Source organism: Candidatus Fukatsuia endosymbiont of Tuberolachnus salignus, from assembly GCF_964030845.1.
GTDB classification, from domain to species: Bacteria; Pseudomonadota; Gammaproteobacteria; order Enterobacterales; family Enterobacteriaceae; genus Fukatsuia; species Fukatsuia symbiotica.
The window spans coordinates 374625-395399 of sequence record NZ_OZ034983.1 but is presented as its reverse complement, the minus strand read 5'-3'; the positions used below and the strand labels follow the sequence as shown (position 1 = coordinate 395399).

Below are 20775 nucleotides of genomic sequence, written 5' to 3'. Positions count from 1 at the left end.
GCAAAACCGTCGTTCGTTATGAATTGTATTTTTGTTCATCACTTACCAACAAAAAACGGTTTTTTCTTCCTAAGAGGCTTGCCGTCGCGTAAAATTCTCGTATAATGCGCCCCCGTACCGGTGGATGGCTGTGAACAAAACACTTTTATGCTCACAAGCTATCGCCTATACGGTAGCTCCAAAGGCGGTTTTTAGGCGTCTAAAGCGGGAATAGCTCAGTTGGTAGAGCACGACCTTGCCAAGGTCGGGGTCGCGAGTTCGAGTCTCGTTTCCCGCTCCAATTTTTTCAATTTCACCTCGATTATCCACAAAGCATATTAGGCTACCACGCAGTCCGATCACTCAAAAAATTAATTTCGTCAACAGACTTATCCACATATTCCCCCTTCCTCACATACTGGTAATGAGTTAATAGCACTCCATTGTTATTATATATCTAATTGATTTTATTTATTTTATTTTTATATGCAAATATTAAATCAATCACTTGCTATTTTTTTTCTTTTAATTGACAAGGTTTTTTATTTTTATGCACAAGGAGGTCGGAACATTATCCACAAAATAATAACTGATTGAAAAGTATTAGGCATCCCGAGGTAATCCTCTTTTCACCACACGAACCAGCCGTTTTTTTTGTGCCGATTGAACCTGTACCTCTTGCGCAACACGACGAGTTAGCTGTTGATTAACCGCCCACTCAATGTGTTCATCGAGCATAGGGTGCAAACCTCGGCGTTTTTCCAGTGCTAATACAATATTGTCCTGGTAGTCAGCGTTACCTAATGCAACCGAAATATTACGCAACCAGCGTAGATGACCAATACGCCGGATGGCGGAGCCTGCGGTTATTCGCAAAAACTGTTCTTCATCCCAGGCAAAGAGATCCAGTAACTTGGGTGTATGTAATGACGCCCGTGGACTAAAATCTTCCTCATCGGTCAGTTGCGCAAAACGATTCCACGGACAAATTAGCTGGCAATCATCACAGCCATAGATTCTATTGCCCATTAACGGACGGAATTCTTCGGGGATGGTACCTTCCAATTCAATGGTGAGATACGAAATACAACGGCGGGCATCGATAGTGTAGGGGGCGACAATCGCCTGTGTCGGGCAGATAGTGATACAAGCAACGCAGCGTCCGCACCCTTCCTGTACGGGTTGATCAATGGGCAGAGGTAAATCAATTAATAATTCGCCTAAAAAAAACCAAGAACCGGCTTCACGATTTAATACCAGAGAATGTTTACCGACCCATCCAAGCCCCGCTTTCACCGCTAATGGCCGCTCCATAATAGGTGCTGAATCAACGAAAGGACGAAAACTAATTTCGTTAGTATCACTGCAATAAGTTTGAATTTTATCGCCCAGTTTTTTAAGCCGTTGGCGCAACAGTTTATGATAATCCCGCCCCAAGGCATAGCGGCTGATATAACCCAAATCGGAATTATTTAATGTGCTAGCAAAGGAAGCTTCAGCGGGTAAATAATTCATGCGTACGCTGATTACCCTTAAGGTGCCGGGCAGTAACTCATGTGGTCGCGCACGTAGCATACCGTAGCGTGCCATCCATGCCATTTCTCCGTGGTATTGTTTATCTAACCATGCCTGAAGCTTGGGTTCTTCCGCAGACAAATCAGTATCGCATATTCCTACTTGCTGGAAGCCCAGTGATTGCCCCCACTGTTTAATATGTTGAGCTAGTTGATTTAAATCTAGATGATGTGCCATAAGTAACCTACAAAAAAAGCAGAAAGATAACTGTGCTAGTGAACATAGCAAAGTTATGCTGCATTTCATGAGAACCTGTTCCAAATCTTTTGGGCTGTGTTCAGAAGAAGCAAAAATGGGCGAAAAGGCGCAGTCTACTCTTTGTATACAACAAAAGGGAGTCAATGAGCATTTTGAGCACATTTTTGACGAATTACTTGACCAAAACACGGCTAACACAAGAGATTTCGAACAGGTTCTAAGTCATTTTCGCAAGAAATCTAATATACTAGTACCAATAGTTTTGTTTTTTATTAGGCTTCTTGCAAAGCCGTAGTGCGTTATGTGGAGAGTTCATTATGTGAAGTCAAGGCGCCTAGTAGCGCAACAGCTGCAGTTACATGCAAGTATATGAGAATTGTGAGCACCGCGTAACACAGGATCTGCAGCGCGTAGTAGGCTCTACAACACGTAGTAGGTTTTGCAAAAAGTCTATTGTAGACGCCCTACTTATGTAGGGCAGAATGTCAGCTGTAATAGGGTGTTACAATGGGTTAACCTAGTGGAAACCGAGTCAAAATAGATGTCATCGTCGCCAATAAAACTACAAGGCAGTAATTTTACCCTGGTGGTTGTGCACTTACACAGTTCACAACCGGGGGAGATCCGCCTGGCATTACAACAAGAAGTGGATAAAACGCCCACATTTCTGCAAAATGCGCCCGTGGTGATTAATGTCGCCATGTTGCCGACAGAAACAAATTGGGTGGAGCTGCAACAAGTGGTGGCAAGCGTTGGCTTGCATGTTGTTGGCTTTAGTGGTTTTCGTGATGATGAACACAAAACTGCACTGATAAAAGCAAATTTGCCGTTACTCAGTGAAGGAAAAAAAGAAAATTCGGCACCAAATCCACCTGAGGGTAGTTTGTCTAATAAAGCACAAATCGTCCGCACTCCTGTCCGTTCTGGTCAACAAATTTATGCTCGTCATCGTGATTTGATTGTTATGAGTAGTGTCAGCCGTGGTGCCGAGTTAATTGCCGATGGTAATATCCATGTCTATGGAAAAATGTGCGGACGGGCGCTCGCAGGAGTCTCTGGCAATGTTGAATGTCAAATTTTTTGTACGCAATCGGAAGCTGAACTGGTTTCTATCGCTGGGCATTATTGGTTGAGCGATAAAATTCCGTCTGACTATAAAGACAAGATTGTTCGCTTCTATTTATTGGGTAATGCCCTAGCTATAGAATCATTAAACTAAGCCCTTTAACAAGGAATCCACTTCATGGCACGTATCATTGTTGTTACATCGGGTAAGGGGGGTGTTGGCAAGACGACATCAAGTGCGGCCATCGCGACGGGTTTGGCTCAACAGGGTAAAAAAACAGTGGTCATAGATTTTGATATTGGCCTGCGTAACCTTGATTTGATTATGGGCTGTGAGCGGCGGGTGGTTTATGACTTTGTTAATGTGATTCAGGAGGATGCCACCTTAAATCAGGCATTAATCAAAGATAAACGCACAGAGAATCTATATATTTTACCTGCCTCACAAACCCGTGATAAAGATGCTCTGACTAAAGAAGGCGTCGAGAAAGTGTTAACGGGTCTTGATGAGATGAATTTTGAGTATGTTGTTTGTGATTCCCCTGCAGGGATTGAAACGGGGGCATTGATGGCACTGTATTTTGCCGATGAAGCGATTATCACGACCAACCCTGAGGTCTCCTCAGTACGTGATTCCGACCGCATTCTTGGTATTTTATCATCAAAATCGCGTCGTGCTGAGCGAGGTGAAGAGCCAATTAAAGAACACCTATTACTCACTCGCTATAATCCAAGTAGAGTTAGCCGTGGTGATATGCTGAGTATGGAGGATGTTCTTGACATATTGAGGATCCCACTGTTGGGCGTTATCCCGGAAGATCAGTCTGTTTTGAGCGCTTCCAATCAAGGCGAACCCGTGATCCTAAATGGGGGATCCAATGCCGGTAAAGCGTATGCTGATACTGTCGCTCGCTTATTAGGAGAAAAGCGCAACTTCCGTTTCATTGAAGAAGAAAAAAAAGGGTTTCTAAAACGCCTTTTTGGAGGATAACACGATGGCTTTATTAGACTTTTTTCTGTCAGGGAAAAAACCGACGGCCAATATCGCCAAGGAGCGGCTACAAATTATCGTTGCCGAGCGTCGTCGTGGCGAACAAGAACCTCATTATTTGCCCGATTTGAAACGTGATGTTCTGGCGGTAATCTGTAAATATGTGCAGATCAATCCTGACATGTTGCAAGTACAGTTTGAACAGAAAGGGGATGATATTTCGGTATTAGAACTGAATGTAACTTTACCGGATATGGAAGAAACATCAAAATGACGGGTTTCAAGTGATTTAATTTTTCACATCATGAGGGTAAGACAATGTCAGAAAAAAAAAGGTGGATAGTCATTGCTTCAACAATATTACTGAGTGGTACTGCTACTGGTGTACTCGCTGCCGATGGAGCTGTGATTCAAAATCATGATAATCAGCACTACTATTTATCCGTCCCTGATAGGGTTGAAATCCCGTCAATTTACGAACATTTTCTTGCTGAACAACCAGATAGACCGGACACGGCAATCACTCCTCCCCGGTATTAGATCCTAATATTTTTTGAGTATTTCCTGTAACGGCGAGGCTAATAACTCAGCACGCCATGCAGTGATGAGTTCTGGCAGCTGCTCTGTTGATTTTGGCTGCCAATGCCATTTTAATAGTTGATTAATTTGTCTACGTGAAGCCAACAACTCGCTGTTTAGTCCGCAAGTCAGACTAGTCAATTGCACTTTCTTCTTAATCTCTTTGAAAGCTTCTTTATAGTTATGCTGTTCAAACAAAGTGGTTGCCAATGGTAGTAGCAGTTTTTCTGGTGCCAGATTGCCTTGTGCGACTGATTCCAACAAAGCTTTCCCGTGAGAATGGACCTCCAACCTGCTCAGTCCCAGTGAATTCAGTTCCCCAAGAGAAGTGGGTCGATAACGTGCAACCTTCCACAACCGTTCCTCCCGTATCACAAAATTCACCGCTAAATTGCGTTCACGTGCTTCGTTTAAACGCCATTCAGCCAGTTTTTGTAAACAGGCCAGCTCAGGGATCGATAATTGCCAGGCACGAGCAATTTTACGGTAAGCCAGTGCTGGATCCAGAATTTGACTACGACGGTGAACAAGTAATAAACATTCATATTCAACGGCTTCCATCCAACCGGCAGCAACTGTTTCGGCAACCAATTGTTTCGCGAGTGGCAAAAGGTGAAATACATCGGCAGCAGCATAATGACATTGTTCTTCACTCAGTGGGCGCATCAACCAATCGGTACGCGATGCATTCTTATTCAATTCAACACCGCAATATTGCTTCACTAAAGTGGCAAGACCACAGGACAGGTTGTGTCCAGTAAAAGCCGCCAGGATCTGGCTATCAATCATGGGAGTCGCTAACTGATTGAAGAAATGTAAGAAGACTTCAATATCTTCTCCTCCCGCATGTAAAAACTTCACCACATTTTTATCCTGTAACAGCTGACAAAAGGGCTGCCATTCTCTGATAACAAGTGGATCGATAAGGGACAGATTTTCACCGTCGTACAATTGCATCAAACCTAACTGCGGGTAATAGGTGTGTGTTCTGATAAATTCTGTATCCAGTGCCACTTCTTTACGGGTACGAGCTTGCTCGCAAATTCTTTGCAACGCACTGTCACTCGTGATCAATTGATAATCCAAAGTATCATTCTCTTTCATTACGCAGTTCCCTGCGGAGTATTTTGCCTAAGTTAGATTTCGGCAATTGGGCGCGAAACACTACTATTCTCGGTACTTTATAACCCGTGAGGTAACGACGACAGTGGGCAAGCAGTTCATCTTTACTCAAACGGCTATCTTTTCGCACCACAAAAATTTTTACTCTTTCACCCGAAATGTGATTAGGCACACCCACTACTGCCGATTCCAGCACTTTCGGATGCATGGCAACCACTCTCTCGATTTCATTGGGATAAACGTTAAATCCTGAAACCAAAATCATATCTTTTTTACGATCCACAATACGCAAAAAACCTTGATCATCCATAGTCGCGATATCACCGGTTGCTAACCAGCCATCTTGTAAGACTTGCTGTGTGGCGGCATATTGTCGCCAGTAACCTAACATAACTTGGGGTCCACGTACCCATAATTCACCTGGTTCACCGAGAAGAGCACTCTTACCCTTACTATTGAGTAAACGGATCTCTGTTGATGGCACCGGTATTCCGACACTCCCGCTATACGTTTTTAGGTCGTGTGGGTTACTGGTAACCAATGGCGAACATTCCGTCAGGCCATAACCTTCATTAAGGTGTTGACCGGTTAGTCGCTGCCATTGCTCTGCGAGTGTTTTTTGTCCTGGCATGCCACCACTGACTGAGAAACGCAATGTAGAAAAATCAAGTTTTTTAAAAGCTGCATGATTTAATAACGTGTTGAATAACGTATGAACACCTGTTATCGCACTAAAGGGATAACGACTTAATTCTTTTACCATCGCCGAGATATCACGCGGGCTGGTGATCAATAAATTTTTTCCACCTCGTTCGATAAATAATAAGCAATTAATGGTCAAAGCAAAAACATGATAAAGCGGCAAAGCGGTAACGACCAATTCCTGCCCTGATTGCAGTAATGATCCGTAGGATGCTTTTACTTGCTCAAGATTAGACAACATATTGCGATGAGTTAACATGACGCCTTTAGCCAATCCGCTCGTGCCACCGGTGTATTGTAAAAACGCCACATCAGTGTTGATGATATCTGGTTTCACATATTGTAGTTGTTGCCCTTTGCGCAACGCAGTACCAAAGGGGACGGCACCAGGCAAGTGATATTGGGGTATCTGCCGTTTGATATATTGCAGCACAAAATTCACTACAATCTTCTTGGCGACTGAAAATTGATCCCCCACATGCGTCAAAATGACATGCCTTATCTGGCTGTAGCCAATAACTTTTTCTAAAGTACGGGCAAAATTAGCCACAATCACGATCGCCGTTGCACCGCTATCGTTGAGTTGATGTTGCAATTCAGGTGATGTATAGAGGGGATTGACATTCACGACTATCATGCCAGCCCGTAAAATGCCAAACAGTGCGATGGGATACTGCAACAGGTTTGGCATCATTAGAGCAACCCGGTCGCCCTTTTTTAAACCCAATTCCTGTTGCAAGTAGGCAGCAAAAGCACGGCTATGCTCTTCCAACTGGTGGAAAGTCATCGCCTCACCTTTATTAATAAAGGCAACTTTGTCTGCATAAGCTAATACTGCATTCTCGAACATCTCTGGCAAAGACGCATAACGATCCGGGTTAATCTCTGCTGGCACGTCAACGGGATAACGTTTTAACCATATTTCTTCCACCTTGCTTACTCGGTAACGATAGTCTGTATTTGTGCAGTCTGGTTATTGTACCATCCCCAATTGGGATAACCACGCAAGCCCCAGGGATCCATTAGCGCCGGTGGCATAACGATTTGCTCCGCCAGATACCAACGCTTATAACCGTTAACATTAATCACTACGAAATCATAGGGAACTTTGCCGATTTTACCCTTTTCAATGCCGGCAACGGATCCAATAACCGTGACTAAACGCCCTTGAAAATCTACAGGTTCAAGAAACGCATTAACATAAGCAATAATCCTCCCTTGAGACGCTTCACCTAAAATCGGTTTGGCACCGCTATCCAGAGGAACGCTGGTAATTTCCAAACGCGTCCGTTTCGGCTCATTGACAACACTCACAACAGTCCCCCCGAAGCGGGCTTCTTGCCCGATAAACGCCTGAGGGGTCATTTTTATTACATTCAGATTTTGTTGTGGTGTCCTGGTGGTGCCTTCTAGCACTTTAGGTACATTCACACACCCCACCAGCAACATAACAGCCAAAGTCAATGCTGTAAAAGACGCTTTATTGCTAAATACATTGATTGTCACCACAGGTTATCTCCGCCAAAAATCTGCTCAAAATCTATTTAATTTTTTCCACGTTACTTCATTGCGTAAGTAGATCGGTTCAGCTTGTTCAACTTTGATAACATCTCCGTCGTACCACGATTGTAACGCGAGCGGTAACATATCTTCCGCCCGTGGTAATGTTAATTGCCCCGTCGACAAGATCACTCCGCTGTCGGCAATCAAATCAGGATAGGTTTGCCAACCCGTCCCCACAGTAACCCAATGACCTGCCAACGACTGTGAACACAATAAAGCCTGTTGAGGTGTGATAACTGCCTCGCTATCTGTTCCCAGCCAGTAACCAGAGGCACTTTGCGTAAATTGCCCCCAATAAATCTCACCCATACGGGCATCAATCGCTGCTAATACTTGCTGCGCTCCACTCTGCCGCCATGCGCCTTGAGCTAAAGTTTGTAAAGTTGAGACACCAATCATCGGCAAATCAGTGCCTAATGCTAGCCCTTGCCCAATGCCAATACCGATACGCACACCGGTAAAACTGCCAGGACCACGCCCAAAGGCTAACGCATCCAATTGATGAAGAGAGAGTTCTGAGTCAGCTAGAACCTGTTGTATCATAGGTAAAATACGTTGTGTGTGCTTGCGAGGACAAACCTCAAATAAGGTACAAATTTCACCGTCATTCCAAAGGGCGACAGAACAAGCCTCTGTTGCCGTATCAATCGCTAAAATTCGCACCGACATGCCAACCTCGGAAGAAAAAAAAAGAAGGGATTTATTTATAGTCCGTTATGCTTCGTTACAACCCCAGCGTAAACAAGATCCTGCAGAACACAAATCATAGCATACCTTGCGATGATATGAGCCTTACAACATTAGACTTCTTAGAACCTGTTAGCAATTTCTTGTGCTCACCGTGTTTTGGTCAAGTCATTCGTCAAAAACGCGCTCAAAATGCTCATGAATGCCCTTTTTATTATATACAAAGGATAAACTGCGCTTTTTAGCCCGTTTTTTCTTCGTCTGAGCGTCGCTCAAGAAAATTTGGAACAGGCTCTTCAAAACCATAGTGACATATACCCGTGATCAATGAAGATGCTTGATTTTGAAGTCGATAAGGATCATGCTCATAGCCATGAAAATAGAGCTGACTGCTGACCAGAAAATTACCCTCGAAGCCCAACATCGTCAAAGCCATGACCGCCGTGTCTGTGACAGGATCCGGTGTGTTTTGTTGTCCGCAGACGGCTGGACTCCCCCTATGATTGCTCACTCACAGCTCATTAATGAAACCACGGTGCGGCGCCACCTTACAGACTATCATAAACTCAACAAGCTCAAGCCTGAAAATGGCGGCTCCGATGGCTATCTCAATGCGGAACAGACCACGTCGCTGGTTGAACATCTCACCCAGCCGCTCTACCACCACAATCACCAAATTGTGGCGTATATCGCTGGACGCTGGAACATCACCTTTACCGTATCAGGTCTGTATAAAGGGTTGAAGCAGCATGGCTTTAGCTATAAAAAGCCGAAAGGTGTTCCGCATAAATTTGCCGTTGAGAAACAGCAGCAATTTATAAAGACCTACAGCGAATTGAAAGACGCCGCGGGTAATGACCCCATACTGTTTATTGATGCCGTTCATCCGACACAAGCCACCAAAATAAGCTACGGCTGGATACGAAAAGGCCAGGATAAAACGATAGAGACCACCGGGAGCAGAACGCGGTTGAATATCATGGGAGCCTTGAACATCCAGAATGTGGCTAACCCCATAATCCGTGATGATGAGACGATTAACAGCGAAAATGTGGTTCACTTCCTGTCTGCCATTCGCGCGCATTATCCCATCACGACAACGGCACATGTGATCCTCGAGGGTGCAGGCTATCACCGTTCACAGCTTGTGCAAGACGCCGCGCTTACGTTGAATATCCAGCTTCATTACCTTCCGCCGTATAGCCCGAATCTAAACCCGATAGAGCGATTGTGGAAGGTGATGAATGAGCAAACACGAAACAATAGATATTACCCATCTAAACAGAGTTTTAAGAACGATATCTTAAACTTCTTTGAAGTGAAGCTACCACAAATGGCAAGTTCTCTGGTATCTCGCTTAAACGATAATTTCCAGGCGCTAAATCCTGCATCTTGATTTCACTTGGGTATATACCAGGTCGACATTGCTCGTAGATATGACGCATCTTTCCAGTGTTAATCTATGCGTGCTTTGAGGAAATCAATCGCAATGGTTAAATCGCGAGTACGCGGCGTCGGGGGCAAACTCTTAAGAAATACTTCCCCATAGGGACGCATCACCAATCGATTGTCACAAATGATTAATACGCCGTAGTCATTAATATCACGGATTAAACGCCCAACGCCTTGTTTTAGCATAATAACCGCATCAGGCAGTTGAACCTCATTAAAGGGATCACCACCACGTAAACGACAATCCTCAATTCTGGCTTTTAATAACGGATCATCAGGGGTAGTAAAAGGCAATTTGTCGATAATAACGCAGGATAATGTATCACCGCGTACATCGACCCCTTCCCAAAAACTGGTAGTCGCCACTAACAATGCATTGCCCGTAGTGACGAATTCGGCTAACAACTGCCCTTTACTGGTTTCTCCTTGCACGAACACGGGCAGATCCATGTTGGCACGGAACGCTTCTGCTAGCTCTCGCATCATCTGGTATGAGGTACATAAAAAAAAGCAACGTCCTTGATTAGCTTCAATCAAGGGTTGAAGCATAACAACTAATCTTTTTGCCGCACCGGGTTGATTAGGTGATGGAAGATCACGCGGTACGCAGAGTAACGCTTGATGTGCATAGTCGAATGGACTCGGCAGTAACAGGGTTTGTGCTTGCATCAAACCAAGACGCTGAGTGAAATGCTCCAGTTGTTCATTAACCGATAATGTGGCAGAGGTAAAAATCCAGCTAGCCGGTTTTTCCGCGATTAATTCATGAAAACGATCCGCAATGGAAAGCGGCGTCAGTGCTAGTACAAAGTGACGTGAACTACATTCATACCAATAACTAAAACCAGGGGTACTCACTTCGTTGAGCCGTTTCAACCGATGACGGTACAGGGTTATGCGCTCGAAAGCCGCATCAAGTATAGCGGAACGCCCAAGGGATAATTTACTCACCTCATAACAGAGTTCCAGTGCATCATCTAATAATAACAACGCCTGTTGGATCGGTGTTTGTTGTAATAAATCACGTAAATTACCGCGTAAATTACCGAGAAAGCTACCCTGAGAATCAGGGTTTCCAAGTGCCAAACGAAAATCCTGTGTACGCCGAACCAAACTATCAGCACTCTTCTGCAGCTGTACTACATCCCTCACTTCGGTACGATAGGCAATAATGATATCCTTTGCCAGATCCATTAATTGGCGGCTAGTTAATTGTTGACCGAAGTATTGGCTAGCAATATCAGGGAGTTGATGAGCCTCATCAAAAATAATCACATCAGCACGGGGGATAAGTTCGGCAAAGCCACTTTCTTTCACCACCATATCAGCCATAAACAGATGGTGATTGACCACAATGATATCAGCGTCTATCGCTCTGCGTCGCGCTTTGACAACGAAACAATCCTGGTACCTTGGGCAGTCACCGCCTAAACAGTTATCATTGGTGCTGGTGACTAACGGCCAGACAAGGCTATCTTCTGAGACTTGAGAGCAGGTGCTAACATCTCCATCCCGTGTTTTCGACGACCAACGACGCAAATGTGCCAAATCTTTCAGCGTATTCTTTGTTTGCTCGCCGCCCGCAAGTGATTGTTGGTCTAAACGCTCCAGACAAAGGTAATTTGATCGCCCTTTCAATAACGCCAATCGACCTTTAAAATTTACCGCACCAGCAACGGTAGGAAGATCCCGTCCATATAGCTGATCCTGTAATGCTTTTGAACCGGTAGAGATGACAACTTTACAATTCGCCCGTAGCGCCGGTGCCAAATAAGCAAAAGTTTTCCCCGTTCCAGTACCAGCCTCTACCACCAACTGTTGTTTAGTATCAATGACTTTACTTATCGCTTGTGCCATCTGCCGCTGAGATCCCCGCGGATTAAAACCAGTGATCGCCCGTGCTAACGCGCCATCTGTTGTAAAATCGTCTATCACACTATCTCTCAGTCAGTTCAGGGCTAATTATCTCGTCGGAACCTCGCTCATGACGATTTCGAACAGGTTCTTTCGAACATTCGTTCCATAAGCGACCATCACGCGTAATCATGGCAATAGAAGCGGTTGGCCCCCAAGTACCGGCTTGATATGGCTTCGGTGCTTCATCGTCTGTCTGCCAGGCATCCATGATGGAGTCAACCCATTTCCAGGCTTCTTCAACTTCATCACGACGGACAAACAAGGCTTGAATACCGCGCATAAATTCCAGAAGTAAGCGCTCGTAGGCATCAGCGAGATGTTTTTGATGAAAAGTTTCTGAAAAACTCAAGTCAAGCTTCGTGGTTTGTAACCGATGCTTATGCTCTAAGCCAGGTACTTTATTAAGTACTTGTATTTCGATACCTTCATCAGGTTGTAGACGGATAATTAATTTATTTTGTGGCAGTTGTTGATAGGATTCACGAAATAAATTAATTGCTGGATTTTTAAAGTAAACGACGACTTCAGAGCATTTAGTCGGCAGACGTTTGCCAGTGCGTAGATAAAAAGGCACGCCAGCCCAACGCCAATCATCAATATCAACACGAATTGAGACAAAGGTTTCAGTCGCACTATCTTTATTCGCGCCTTCTTCTTCCAGATAGCCTGGTACTTTTTCTCCTTGCACAAACCCAGAAGTGTATTGACCACGGACCGTGGTATCACGCACGTTGCCATGATCGATCCGGCGTAGTGAGCGTAGTATTTTCACTTTTTCATCACGGATACGGTCAGCACTGAGATCGGCGGAAGGCGACATAGCAATCATGGTAAGGATCTGTAGCAGATGGTTTTGCACCATATCACGCATTTGCCCCGCACTGTCAAAATATCCCCAACGCCCTTCAATACCAACCTCTTCAGCAACGGTAATTTGCACATGGTCGATGGTGCGGTTATCCCAGTTTGAGACAAACAATGAGTTAGAAAACCGTAGCGCCAACAAATTGAGCACTGTTTCTTTACCTAAATAATGATCAATACGATAAACCTGAGACTCATCGAAATATTCAGCAACCTGGTCGTTAATTACCCGTGATGATGCTAAATCGGTTCCCAATGGTTTTTCCATTACCACTCGACTTGGTTGTTTATTTAACCCTGCCTGACCTAATCCCTTACAAATTGTGCCAAAGGTGTCAGGCGGCATGGCAAAATAATGTAGAGTGGTACGTTTTTTTTGATCAAGCATTGCGCTTAATTTCTTAAAGTTTTCTAAGTCATTGATATCAAGATGACAGAAATCTAGCCTGGCACTGAGTTTATGCCAAAACTGATTATCTGGTTTCTCTTTCATAAATTGTTCAAGGGCTTTCTTCATCTCTTCGATGTAGGTTGCTTTGTTCCAATCGGCACGAGCCACACCAATGATCCTGGTATCAGGATGAAGATGCCTCGCTTTTTCTAACTGGTAAAGGGAAGGCAGCAATTTTCGGCGTGCCAGATCACCTTTAGCACCGAAAATAACCAGATCACAAGCTGGAGCTGTATTGATCACTGCCATATTGATTCTCCTTGTTAGCGAACAGATGATAGGTAAACGAATACTATCAGAAACACTGCCGGGTGGTAGTCTCCTTCTACCTCGGCTTACCACTATAAAATGTCTCCTCCCATAGCACAAATGAGAGCCTTGTGTACAAAGGATGTCAACAAATGCGAGGTAACAACCCTATTATCATGCGACACAGGAAGAGGCTTCATTACCCAATGATACCAAGCAACCTACGGCACTACCTCCAGCTAACCTCTTTCTTTCTCTACTTGTCGTGAACACTGCCCTCCTATTACTAAAGAGGTCACCTCTTCCTGAAATACTTTTCTAGGGCGTTCTAGTTTGTCTTCATAATCTGATAAATACGGCTCTTTATGCTTTCTCTTACACCTTTTATGTTCCCCACACACTGCCCAAGAAAACCCGGCCTAAGAGGCTCGAGAATCGGTTACCTAAAAAACATCCTATTTATTACCAAGCTAGTTATATAATAAAGTAGGTAAACTATCTATAGATCCTCACGTGCGTAAGGATCTATCTCGCCCTGCCTACGAGTTTTAATTAATTTAAGTATCCAGGTGTACTGTTCTGGGTATGGGCTGACTAATGCTTCAATCTCTTCATTCATCCTACGAGCAATATAGTGGTTATCTGCTTGTGCTAAATCATTCATCGGAGGATGGATATAAACATCCAAACGGTGTTTATCATAATCGTATACAGGGAACATCGGCACAATGGCTGCCTGGCATACTTTCATTAAAGAACCAATAGCCGGCAACGTCGCTTTATAAGTGGCAAAAAAATCAACGAATTCGCTTTGATCAGCGCCATAATCCTCGTCCGGAGAATAATGCCCCCAAAATCCCTGACGTACCGAGGAGATAAAAGGTTTAATACCTTTCTCTCGTGCATGGAGACGACCGCCAAAACGTGATCTGGCCTTGTTCCATAAGTAATCGATAAGCAGGTTACGTTGATGATGAAAAACCACAGCAATAGGTTTACCTTCAGCAGCCAGTAACATCGCTGGGATATCTATTACCCAGGCGTGAGGAACCAGAAAAATGATGTTACGCCCTTGCTGCTGCACATCATCCAATACTTCCCTACCATGCCAATGTACGCGTGAACGCAACGATTGAGTGCCTCGAAAATACAATTCAGCCAGCATTACCATGGGCTGTGCCGCAGTAGCAAACATGTTATCGATCAGCTGTTCACGTTGTTTTTCATTCAGTTGGGGCATGCAATAGAGAAGGTTAATACGTGCCCGCCGACGCGCACCTTTAGCTAATTTACCGACGAAGCGGCCAACACTTGCCCAAAATGGGTCACGTATTTTGGCGGGGACATAAGCTAGGACAGCAAGCAACCCAATACCAAACCAAATCGCCCAATAGCGGGGATGCAGAAATGCTTTTCGAAAGCGCGGAGTGAAACCTGAGTTCGTGCTCTTCTTTTTATATTGTTTTTTTTCTTTACACATTCAGAAAGCTCTGTGTTTCACATAAAGGTTTATTAATTAAAACGTAGCTAGCTGTGACGCTACCTGCTTTACCATCGCCATATATTCGCGGCGATCTTGCCCGGTTAACCCTTCAGAACGCGGTAATTTCACAGTGATGGGGTTAACCGCCTGCTGATTCATCCATAATTCATAATGTAAATGAGGACCGGTGGAACGCCCAGTATTACCAGATAAAGCAATACGATCACCTCGTTTTACTTTTTGCCCAGGTTCAACCAAAAGCTTTTTCAAATGCATATAGCGCGTAGTGTACTGGCGACCGTGACGGATAACGACATAGTTACCCGCCGCTCCGCTACGCTTTGCTATCAATACATCACCATCACCGACAGCTAATACCGGTGTCCCTACTGGCATGGCAAAATCCACCCCTTTATGGGGAGCGATACGTCCAGTCACAGGATTAAGGCGGCGTGGATTAAAGCCAGAAGAAATGCGAAATTGTTTCATCGTCGGAAAGCGCATAAAACCACGCTCTAAACCAGAGCCTCGATGATCGTAAAATTTGCCGTCATCGGCACGAATAGCATAATAATCCTTACCTTCGGAACGCATCCGTACCCCGAGTAAGCGGCTTTGCTCGTTACGACCATCGAACTTTTCACGAGATATCAGTACAGAAAACTGATCACCACTGTGTAATTTATTCAAATCTAATTGCCACTGTAATGCTTTCGTCACCGCATGTATTTCAGCAGTATTCAACCCTGCATTTTTCGCACTGTTGAAAAAACTGCCCGTGAGACGACCGCTTAGCACACTATCGTGCCACTCACCTTGTTGTAGGGTTTTCTTTTCTTTAAAGCTATTACCAACACGGTCATAAGTGCGTGTTTCACGACGTGAGACCTCCCAGATCACCTGTTGTAGATCACCCTTTTCATTCACAAACCAGGAAATTTGTTGGCCTATTTTCAGATTACGCAAATCACGGTGTTGTGAAGCCAATAAAGAAATATCAGCCATATCAATACCATACTGTGTCAGAATACTGCCTAAGGTATCACCCGTTGAAATAACATATTCATGCGCACCGGTTTCATCAGGATACTTGCTGTCAAGTTCATCTTGCGGGATATCATCATCAGGTAATGCTTGATCGAGAGGCTCACTGGCTTCAGGGAGTAATGAGCGCGATTGAGTGAGATTCAAAGCCACACTCCTGACAACAGGATCATTTTCTGAATGATAAGACGCAGGCCGCCAAGCGATAACGGCCAATGTGATTAGGGTCAAAGACCCTAATATTATGCGATGAGGGCGGGATAGCGTGTTATACGCCAGAGTGATAGTTCGGACTATCTGCTGCACTGATATTTATCCTTATAAGTCTCATTCTAGGCAGCTCACATATTGCTTCGACAACTGAGATAAAAATCTCATATAGCTGTCCCTGCTCAATTTGATGCCATTACCCAACGGATCCAGCTCACCTGTACGTACGTTTGTATCCTTGGCAATAGCATTAATTACGGCTGGCTTGAATTGTGGCTCAGCAAAAATACATACTGCTTCTCGCTCAATCAACTGTGTTTTAATTTGATGTAAACGTCGTGCACCAGGAGGTATGGCAGGATTGACGGTAAAATGCCCTAATGGCGTCAAGCCAAACTGTTTCTCAAAGTAGCCATAGGCATCATGAAAAACAAAATATCCCTTACCCCGTATAGGTTTAAGCATACTAGCAATATTTTTCTCGCTTTGCGCTAATTTATCTTCGAATCGGCGCAGGTTTGCGTCTAGTTTGTCTTTTTTTTGCGGCATAAGTTCCAATAAATTATCATGAATGGTGATTGCAGCCAGTCTAGCTATTTTAGGTGACAGCCAAACATGCATATCATAATCACCATGATGATGATGATGCTGATCGTTAGTCGGGGGATCATCGGTTTGGTGATCGTGGTGCTGATGATCATCAGTGGATTGATCGTGTTGACTGCCAGCCATTAGTAGTCCGGCAATCTTAGCCAAGGGTGCAATGGCAATCTGTTTGCCAGTCGCCACTTTCATTAATGGCTTGCCGAGAAAGGCTTCCATCTCCACACCAACCCAGACAACCAGATCTGCGTCGTGTAAACGCTGTAAATCAGATGGTCGTAGCGCATAATCATGAGGTGAAGCGCCATCCGGTAAGAGAACTTGAACTTCTGTTGGCATGACACCCTCAGCGATAGCCGCCGCAATAAAGCCCAACGGACGTATTGAGGTAACAACTGCAGCAGAAACCTGACTAGAGGAGTTAATTACAAGCAAAATAAGCGCTAACACGGCATGATTAGCTAATACGGAACAGTGTTGCCATCTATTTTTTTTCTGTAACATCAGTTAAATTCTCTCATCGTCTTAGTGGATAAAGTGTAATACTATATATCAAATTTATTAGACCTTTTTACGTAATAGGTCTGTTCAGCAAACGTAATCATCATGTCCACACTGATAGCTCTGAATAAAATATCCGTCACTTTGGGTAATCGACAGGTACTTAGCGATATTTCTCTTTCCCTACAAACAGGTAGGCTACTGACGTTGCTTGGTCCAAATGGAGCAGGTAAATCAACTCTGGTTCGAGTAGTGCTCGGACTCATTCCGCCAACGAGTGGCACATTGATTCGCCGACCCACTTTGTGTATCGGCTATGTACCCCAGAAACTACATTTAGATGCCAGTTTACCTTTGACTGTCAACCGTTTTATGTGCTTGAAATCAGCGGCTCTGAAGTCAAAAAGAAAACGCACAGATATTTTATCTGCACTTAGTCGTGTTCAGGCTGCTCATTTGTTAGAAAGCCCAATGCAAAAACTGTCTGGCGGTGAGAATCAGCGAGTCTTACTCGCTAGGGCATTACTCAATAAACCACAACTGTTAGTGCTAGATGAGCCAACACAAGGGGTTGATGTTAATGGGCAGTTAGCGCTGTATGCTTTAATCGAACAACTAAGAAAGGAATTAGGCTGTGCGGTATTGATGGTGTCACATGATTTACATTTGGTCATGGCTAAAACTGATGAAGTGTTGTGCCTAAATCAACATATCTGCTGTTCTGGTACACCTGAAGTGGTTTCGATGCATCCTGAATTTATTGCTATGTTTGGTAACAGTGGTGCAAAACAACTGGCTGTTTATCGCCATCATCACAACCATAACCAGGATTTACATACCCATGGATCTTGTTGCAAGACCGGAGCCGTGACTGATGATTGAATTACTTTTGCCAGGTTGGCTAGCCGGCATTTTGCTAGCAGCGGCAGCAGGACCACTGGGTTCTTTTGTCGTATGGCGCCGAATGTCTTATTTTGGTGATACTCTTGCTCATGCTTCTTTACTTGGCGTAGCTTTTGGCTTGTTGTTAAATATCAATCTATTTTATACAGTTATCGCCATTACCTTAGTGCTGGCGTTGGTGCTGGTCTGGTTGGAACGCAAACCGCAACTTGCCATTGACACCTTACTCGGGATCCTAGCTCATAGTGCGTTATCTCTCGGGTTGGTGGTGGTCAGTTTAATGTCCAATGTGCGGGTCGATCTCATGGCCTATCTATTTGGCGATTTGCTTTCAGTGACGTTCGGTGACATTTGGCTTATTGCCAGCGGGGTGATAGTGGTGTTAGTGCTACTATGTTGGCAGTGGCCGGCATTACTATCGATGACCATCAGCCCCGAACTTGCTCATGTCGATGGCGTTAATCTGCAACGGACCAAGATGTTGTTGATGCTGATTACTGCACTCACCATCGGACTATCGATGAAGTTTGTCGGCGCATTGATCATTACCTCTTTACTGCTTATCCCTACCGCCGCTGCTCGTCGGTTCGCTCGTACGCCGGAACAGATGGCGGGCATTGCAGTGCTTATCGGTATGCTATCGGTTAGTGGCGGCCTTGCTTTTTCAGCCTATTACGATACGCCGGCAGGTCCTTCTGTCGTCCTCTGTGCCACAATGATATTTATGCTAACTTTATCGCAAAAAGCGCGGGGGTAGTTCATCACAAGTGGCCGCATAACAATTGTAAGCAGCCCTTAAGCATAATAACCTGTTCGAAATCTCTTGTGCTCGCCGTATTTTGGTCAAGTTATTCGTCAAAAACGAGCTCAAAATACTCATTGACTCCCTTTTTATTGTATACAAAAAATAAACTGTGCTTTTTCGCCCATTTTTTCCTCGTCTGAGCGTCGCCCAAAAAGATTTGGAACAGGCTCTAAGATTGAGATCCTGCTTATTTATTGGAAAAAGTTTCAGTGTGATCAAAACACCTCGTATAATAATGTTGGATATTTTTCATGCGGTAACGGTTTTTGCCCACCCGTCTGATAAACAGTACAGTGTTTATCACCAGACAGCTGATCACCACCAATAGCAACAGGCTAGTACCTTGGTAGCGAATTATTGTGATCATATCTGGTTTACTGTGCAAACTAATATGCTGAGTACCCTGCGTATCTGTAACAATATCCGTGATGATGCCTTCTGCTTTAAAGTATGTGTTGAGTAACTGACGAGAAAGCCGTTGCAGTTCTTGCCACTGCTCCAACGCACTGTAATCAAATAGTGGTATTAAAGGAGGGGTGTGCTCTACCCATTGTTTGCCTTCACTGTTGGTTATTAAAAAACCACCGGGTGAGGGGCTATTCAGTGCCACTGTTGCCCGATGGATTTCACGATGGACATATGAAGAAATAATGATATTGACCAATCTTTGCAGCGCTTCGACTTTGACCGGGGGCAAAAGTACATTTACCTGTGCTAACCGTCCTGAACACGCAGCTTCAACAAGTACAGTCCAATTTTTGGCATGCCCCAAATTAATCAACACATTTTTTAGCCAAATGCAATCGGACGCTTTTTCGCAAAGGGCTTGAGTTTTTAAAATAATATCAGTGAAATCATCTAGCCGTGTCATACTTGATTTTTTCATTTTTGCGGTTGATTGTTGATTTCCCGAGATACCTTTGTTCTCTTGCGGATGTAATTGTCGCTTAATCGTGTTCATTAACGTGGCTACTTTCTCAATGATGGCTGATTCAGGTTGTGCTAAGGGTGCCACACTATTCCAGTAAATTCCTGAACAATCAAAGGGAGTAAAAACAACATAATTAGGATGCTTACTACTCGGTGGGACATAGCACATACCCGTACCCTGAACGCTGAGTATATCGCCTATATGCAGGGGGATCTTTCTCAGCGCTTCGATATCGGTTACGTGCCAACTTTGTGCTCCTTGGAACCAAACAACACTTAGCTTGAGTGACAGACTGAGCGGAACATACAGTAGCAGCATAATCAGGATTAATAGTGAACCGACCATCAAAATCAGGTTTCTGCCCCAGCGTTGCAAAGGGAAACGTTGCGCTTCGTCATGGAGTGATAAATGACTTCCCTGACGTATTACCTGATGATTAACGTAGATATCTATCTGGGTTTTTTTATCCAAATCATGAGTCAAACGAGATCCCCAATGAGAGGGATAAATCAAGTCGATCATACCTAAAGAAATATTATTATTCATTTGGCTTTGCTTCGATTCACCAAATAATCCCCAGCGTTTTGGTGTACCACTTAAGCAATAGACTTCTTGTAAATCGGCTTTGGATAGGACGAAACAAACGCCAACATGCCCCGACAAGGGGCATTAACGCAATCAAAATCAGCCAGGGTAATAGCATCCCAGGACTAATAAGACTAAAAAACAAACATGACAAAGCAATGCAAATAGTGATCGCTTCCTGCACGCCTCGCGAATGATGTAAAGTATATTCTTCAGGTGTTTCTTTGCGGATATCAATCAGCTCAATGCGTTCACCATCCTCCTTGCGCACTGATGTAATGAGTTCTTTTAGTGTCAGTTTTCGGGTTGTTGACCG

16 protein-coding genes, 1 tRNA gene and 2 pseudogenes are annotated in these 20775 nt (G+C 44.2%); 8 read left to right on the top strand and 11 right to left on the bottom strand.

The window, feature by feature from the left end; translation table 11 throughout:
- Nucleotides 1–204: 204 nt before the first annotated feature.
- Nucleotides 205–280: transfer RNA gene (locus tag AAHH42_RS02030), tRNA-Gly, on the top strand.
- Between the two features lie 302 nt (nt 281–582).
- On the opposite strand, the gene queG is transcribed toward AAHH42_RS02030, so the two are convergent.
- Nucleotides 583–1731: a tRNA epoxyqueuosine(34) reductase QueG gene (gene queG / locus AAHH42_RS02025; protein ID WP_342221579.1), complete on the bottom strand. Its 1149-nt coding sequence runs from the start codon at nt 1729–1731 to the stop codon at nt 583–585.
- Between the two features lie 562 nt (nt 1732–2293).
- On the opposite strand from queG, the gene minC reads away from it, so the two are divergent.
- From minC to AAHH42_RS02005, 4 genes are read left to right on the top strand one after another with little or no spacing between them, the layout of a single operon-like run.
- A complete protein-coding gene (minC, locus tag AAHH42_RS02020) occupies nt 2294–2971 on the top strand; it encodes a septum site-determining protein MinC (protein ID WP_072551059.1) in 678 nt (225 codons plus the stop codon).
- Between the two features lie 24 nt (nt 2972–2995).
- Nucleotides 2996–3808 carry a septum site-determining protein MinD gene (minD, locus tag AAHH42_RS02015; protein WP_342221578.1) on the top strand — a complete coding sequence of 271 codons (813 nt, stop codon included), beginning with the start codon at nt 2996–2998 and terminating at the stop codon, nt 3806–3808.
- Nucleotides 3809–3812: 4 nt separating this feature from the next.
- Nucleotides 3813–4082 carry a cell division topological specificity factor MinE gene (gene minE / locus AAHH42_RS02010; protein WP_072551057.1) on the top strand — a complete coding sequence of 90 codons (270 nt, stop codon included), beginning with the start codon at nt 3813–3815 and terminating at the stop codon, nt 4080–4082.
- A gap of 44 nt (nt 4083–4126) precedes the next feature.
- Nucleotides 4127–4348 (top strand): hypothetical protein, encoded by a 222-nt coding sequence (locus tag AAHH42_RS02005; RefSeq protein WP_072551056.1) that lies wholly within the window; start codon nt 4127–4129, stop codon nt 4346–4348.
- 3 nt (nt 4349–4351) lie between these two features.
- Here the strand turns inward: AAHH42_RS02005 and rnd are convergent, their stop codons facing one another.
- The 4 genes from rnd to tsaB all read right to left on the bottom strand — a co-directional run bounded on the left by rnd (nt 4352) and on the right by tsaB (nt 8443).
- Nucleotides 4352–5473: a ribonuclease D gene (rnd, locus tag AAHH42_RS02000; RefSeq protein ID WP_072551065.1), complete on the bottom strand. Its 1122-nt coding sequence runs from the start codon at nt 5471–5473 to the stop codon at nt 4352–4354.
- 4 nt (nt 5474–5477) lie between these two features.
- Nucleotides 5478–7142: a long-chain-fatty-acid--CoA ligase FadD gene (gene fadD / locus AAHH42_RS01995; RefSeq protein WP_342221577.1), complete on the bottom strand. Its 1665-nt coding sequence runs from the start codon at nt 7140–7142 to the stop codon at nt 5478–5480.
- Between the two features lie 5 nt (nt 7143–7147).
- Nucleotides 7148–7660 (bottom strand): Slp family lipoprotein, encoded by a 513-nt coding sequence (locus AAHH42_RS01990; protein ID WP_119797766.1) that lies wholly within the window; start codon nt 7658–7660, stop codon nt 7148–7150.
- An 84-nt stretch (nt 7661–7744) separates the two neighbouring features.
- Nucleotides 7745–8443 (bottom strand): tRNA (adenosine(37)-N6)-threonylcarbamoyltransferase complex dimerization subunit type 1 TsaB, encoded by a 699-nt coding sequence (tsaB, locus tag AAHH42_RS01985; RefSeq protein WP_072551053.1) that lies wholly within the window; start codon nt 8441–8443, stop codon nt 7745–7747.
- A 391-nt stretch (nt 8444–8834) separates the two neighbouring features.
- Between tsaB and AAHH42_RS01980 the strand changes: the two genes are divergently transcribed.
- Nucleotides 8835–9857, top strand: coding sequence for an IS630 family transposase (locus AAHH42_RS01980; protein WP_119797033.1), 1023 nt, complete (start codon nt 8835–8837; stop codon nt 9855–9857).
- 59 nt (nt 9858–9916) lie between these two features.
- Here AAHH42_RS01980 and AAHH42_RS01975 read toward each other — a convergent pair whose 3' ends face one another.
- From AAHH42_RS01975 to znuA, 5 genes and pseudogenes are all read right to left on the bottom strand, one after another.
- Nucleotides 9917–11848, bottom strand: a complete 1932-nt coding sequence (locus AAHH42_RS01975) for an ATP-dependent DNA helicase (protein WP_072550068.1) — start codon at nt 11846–11848, stop codon at nt 9917–9919.
- Between the two features lie 79 nt (nt 11849–11927).
- Nucleotides 11928–13394, bottom strand: a pseudogene (zwf, locus tag AAHH42_RS01970) (glucose-6-phosphate dehydrogenase); the annotation flags it as partial.
- 499 nt (nt 13395–13893) lie between these two features.
- The gene (gene lpxM, locus AAHH42_RS01965; RefSeq protein WP_072550067.1) at nt 13894–14874 is read right to left on the bottom strand and encodes a lauroyl-Kdo(2)-lipid IV(A) myristoyltransferase; all 981 of its coding nucleotides are present in this window, start codon (nt 14872–14874) and stop codon (nt 13894–13896) included.
- Between the two features lie 36 nt (nt 14875–14910).
- On the bottom strand, nt 14911–16227 hold the full coding sequence (mepM, locus tag AAHH42_RS01960) for a murein DD-endopeptidase MepM (protein ID WP_072550066.1): 1317 nt from the start codon (nt 16225–16227) through the stop codon (nt 14911–14913).
- Nucleotides 16228–16248: 21 nt separating this feature from the next.
- Nucleotides 16249–17238: a zinc ABC transporter substrate-binding protein ZnuA gene (znuA, locus tag AAHH42_RS01955; RefSeq protein WP_072550065.1), complete on the bottom strand. Its 990-nt coding sequence runs from the start codon at nt 17236–17238 to the stop codon at nt 16249–16251.
- Between the two features lie 102 nt (nt 17239–17340).
- Here znuA and znuC point away from each other — a divergent pair, with 102 nt between their 5' ends.
- Both znuC and znuB read left to right on the top strand, forming a co-directional pair.
- Nucleotides 17341–18117, top strand: coding sequence for a zinc ABC transporter ATP-binding protein ZnuC (gene znuC, locus AAHH42_RS01950; RefSeq protein WP_072550064.1), 777 nt, complete (start codon nt 17341–17343; stop codon nt 18115–18117).
- Nucleotides 18110–18895 (top strand): zinc ABC transporter permease subunit ZnuB, encoded by a 786-nt coding sequence (gene znuB / locus AAHH42_RS01945; protein WP_072550063.1) that lies wholly within the window; start codon nt 18110–18112, stop codon nt 18893–18895. The genes znuC and znuB overlap by 8 nt, the downstream gene beginning before the upstream one ends.
- Before the next feature lie 235 nt (nt 18896–19130).
- On the opposite strand, the pseudogene AAHH42_RS01940 reads toward znuB, so the two are convergent.
- Nucleotides 19131–20733 (bottom strand): annotated as a pseudogene (locus AAHH42_RS01940) (IgaA/UmoB family intracellular growth attenuator); the annotation flags it as partial.
- Between the last annotated feature and the right edge of the window lie 42 nt (nt 20734–20775).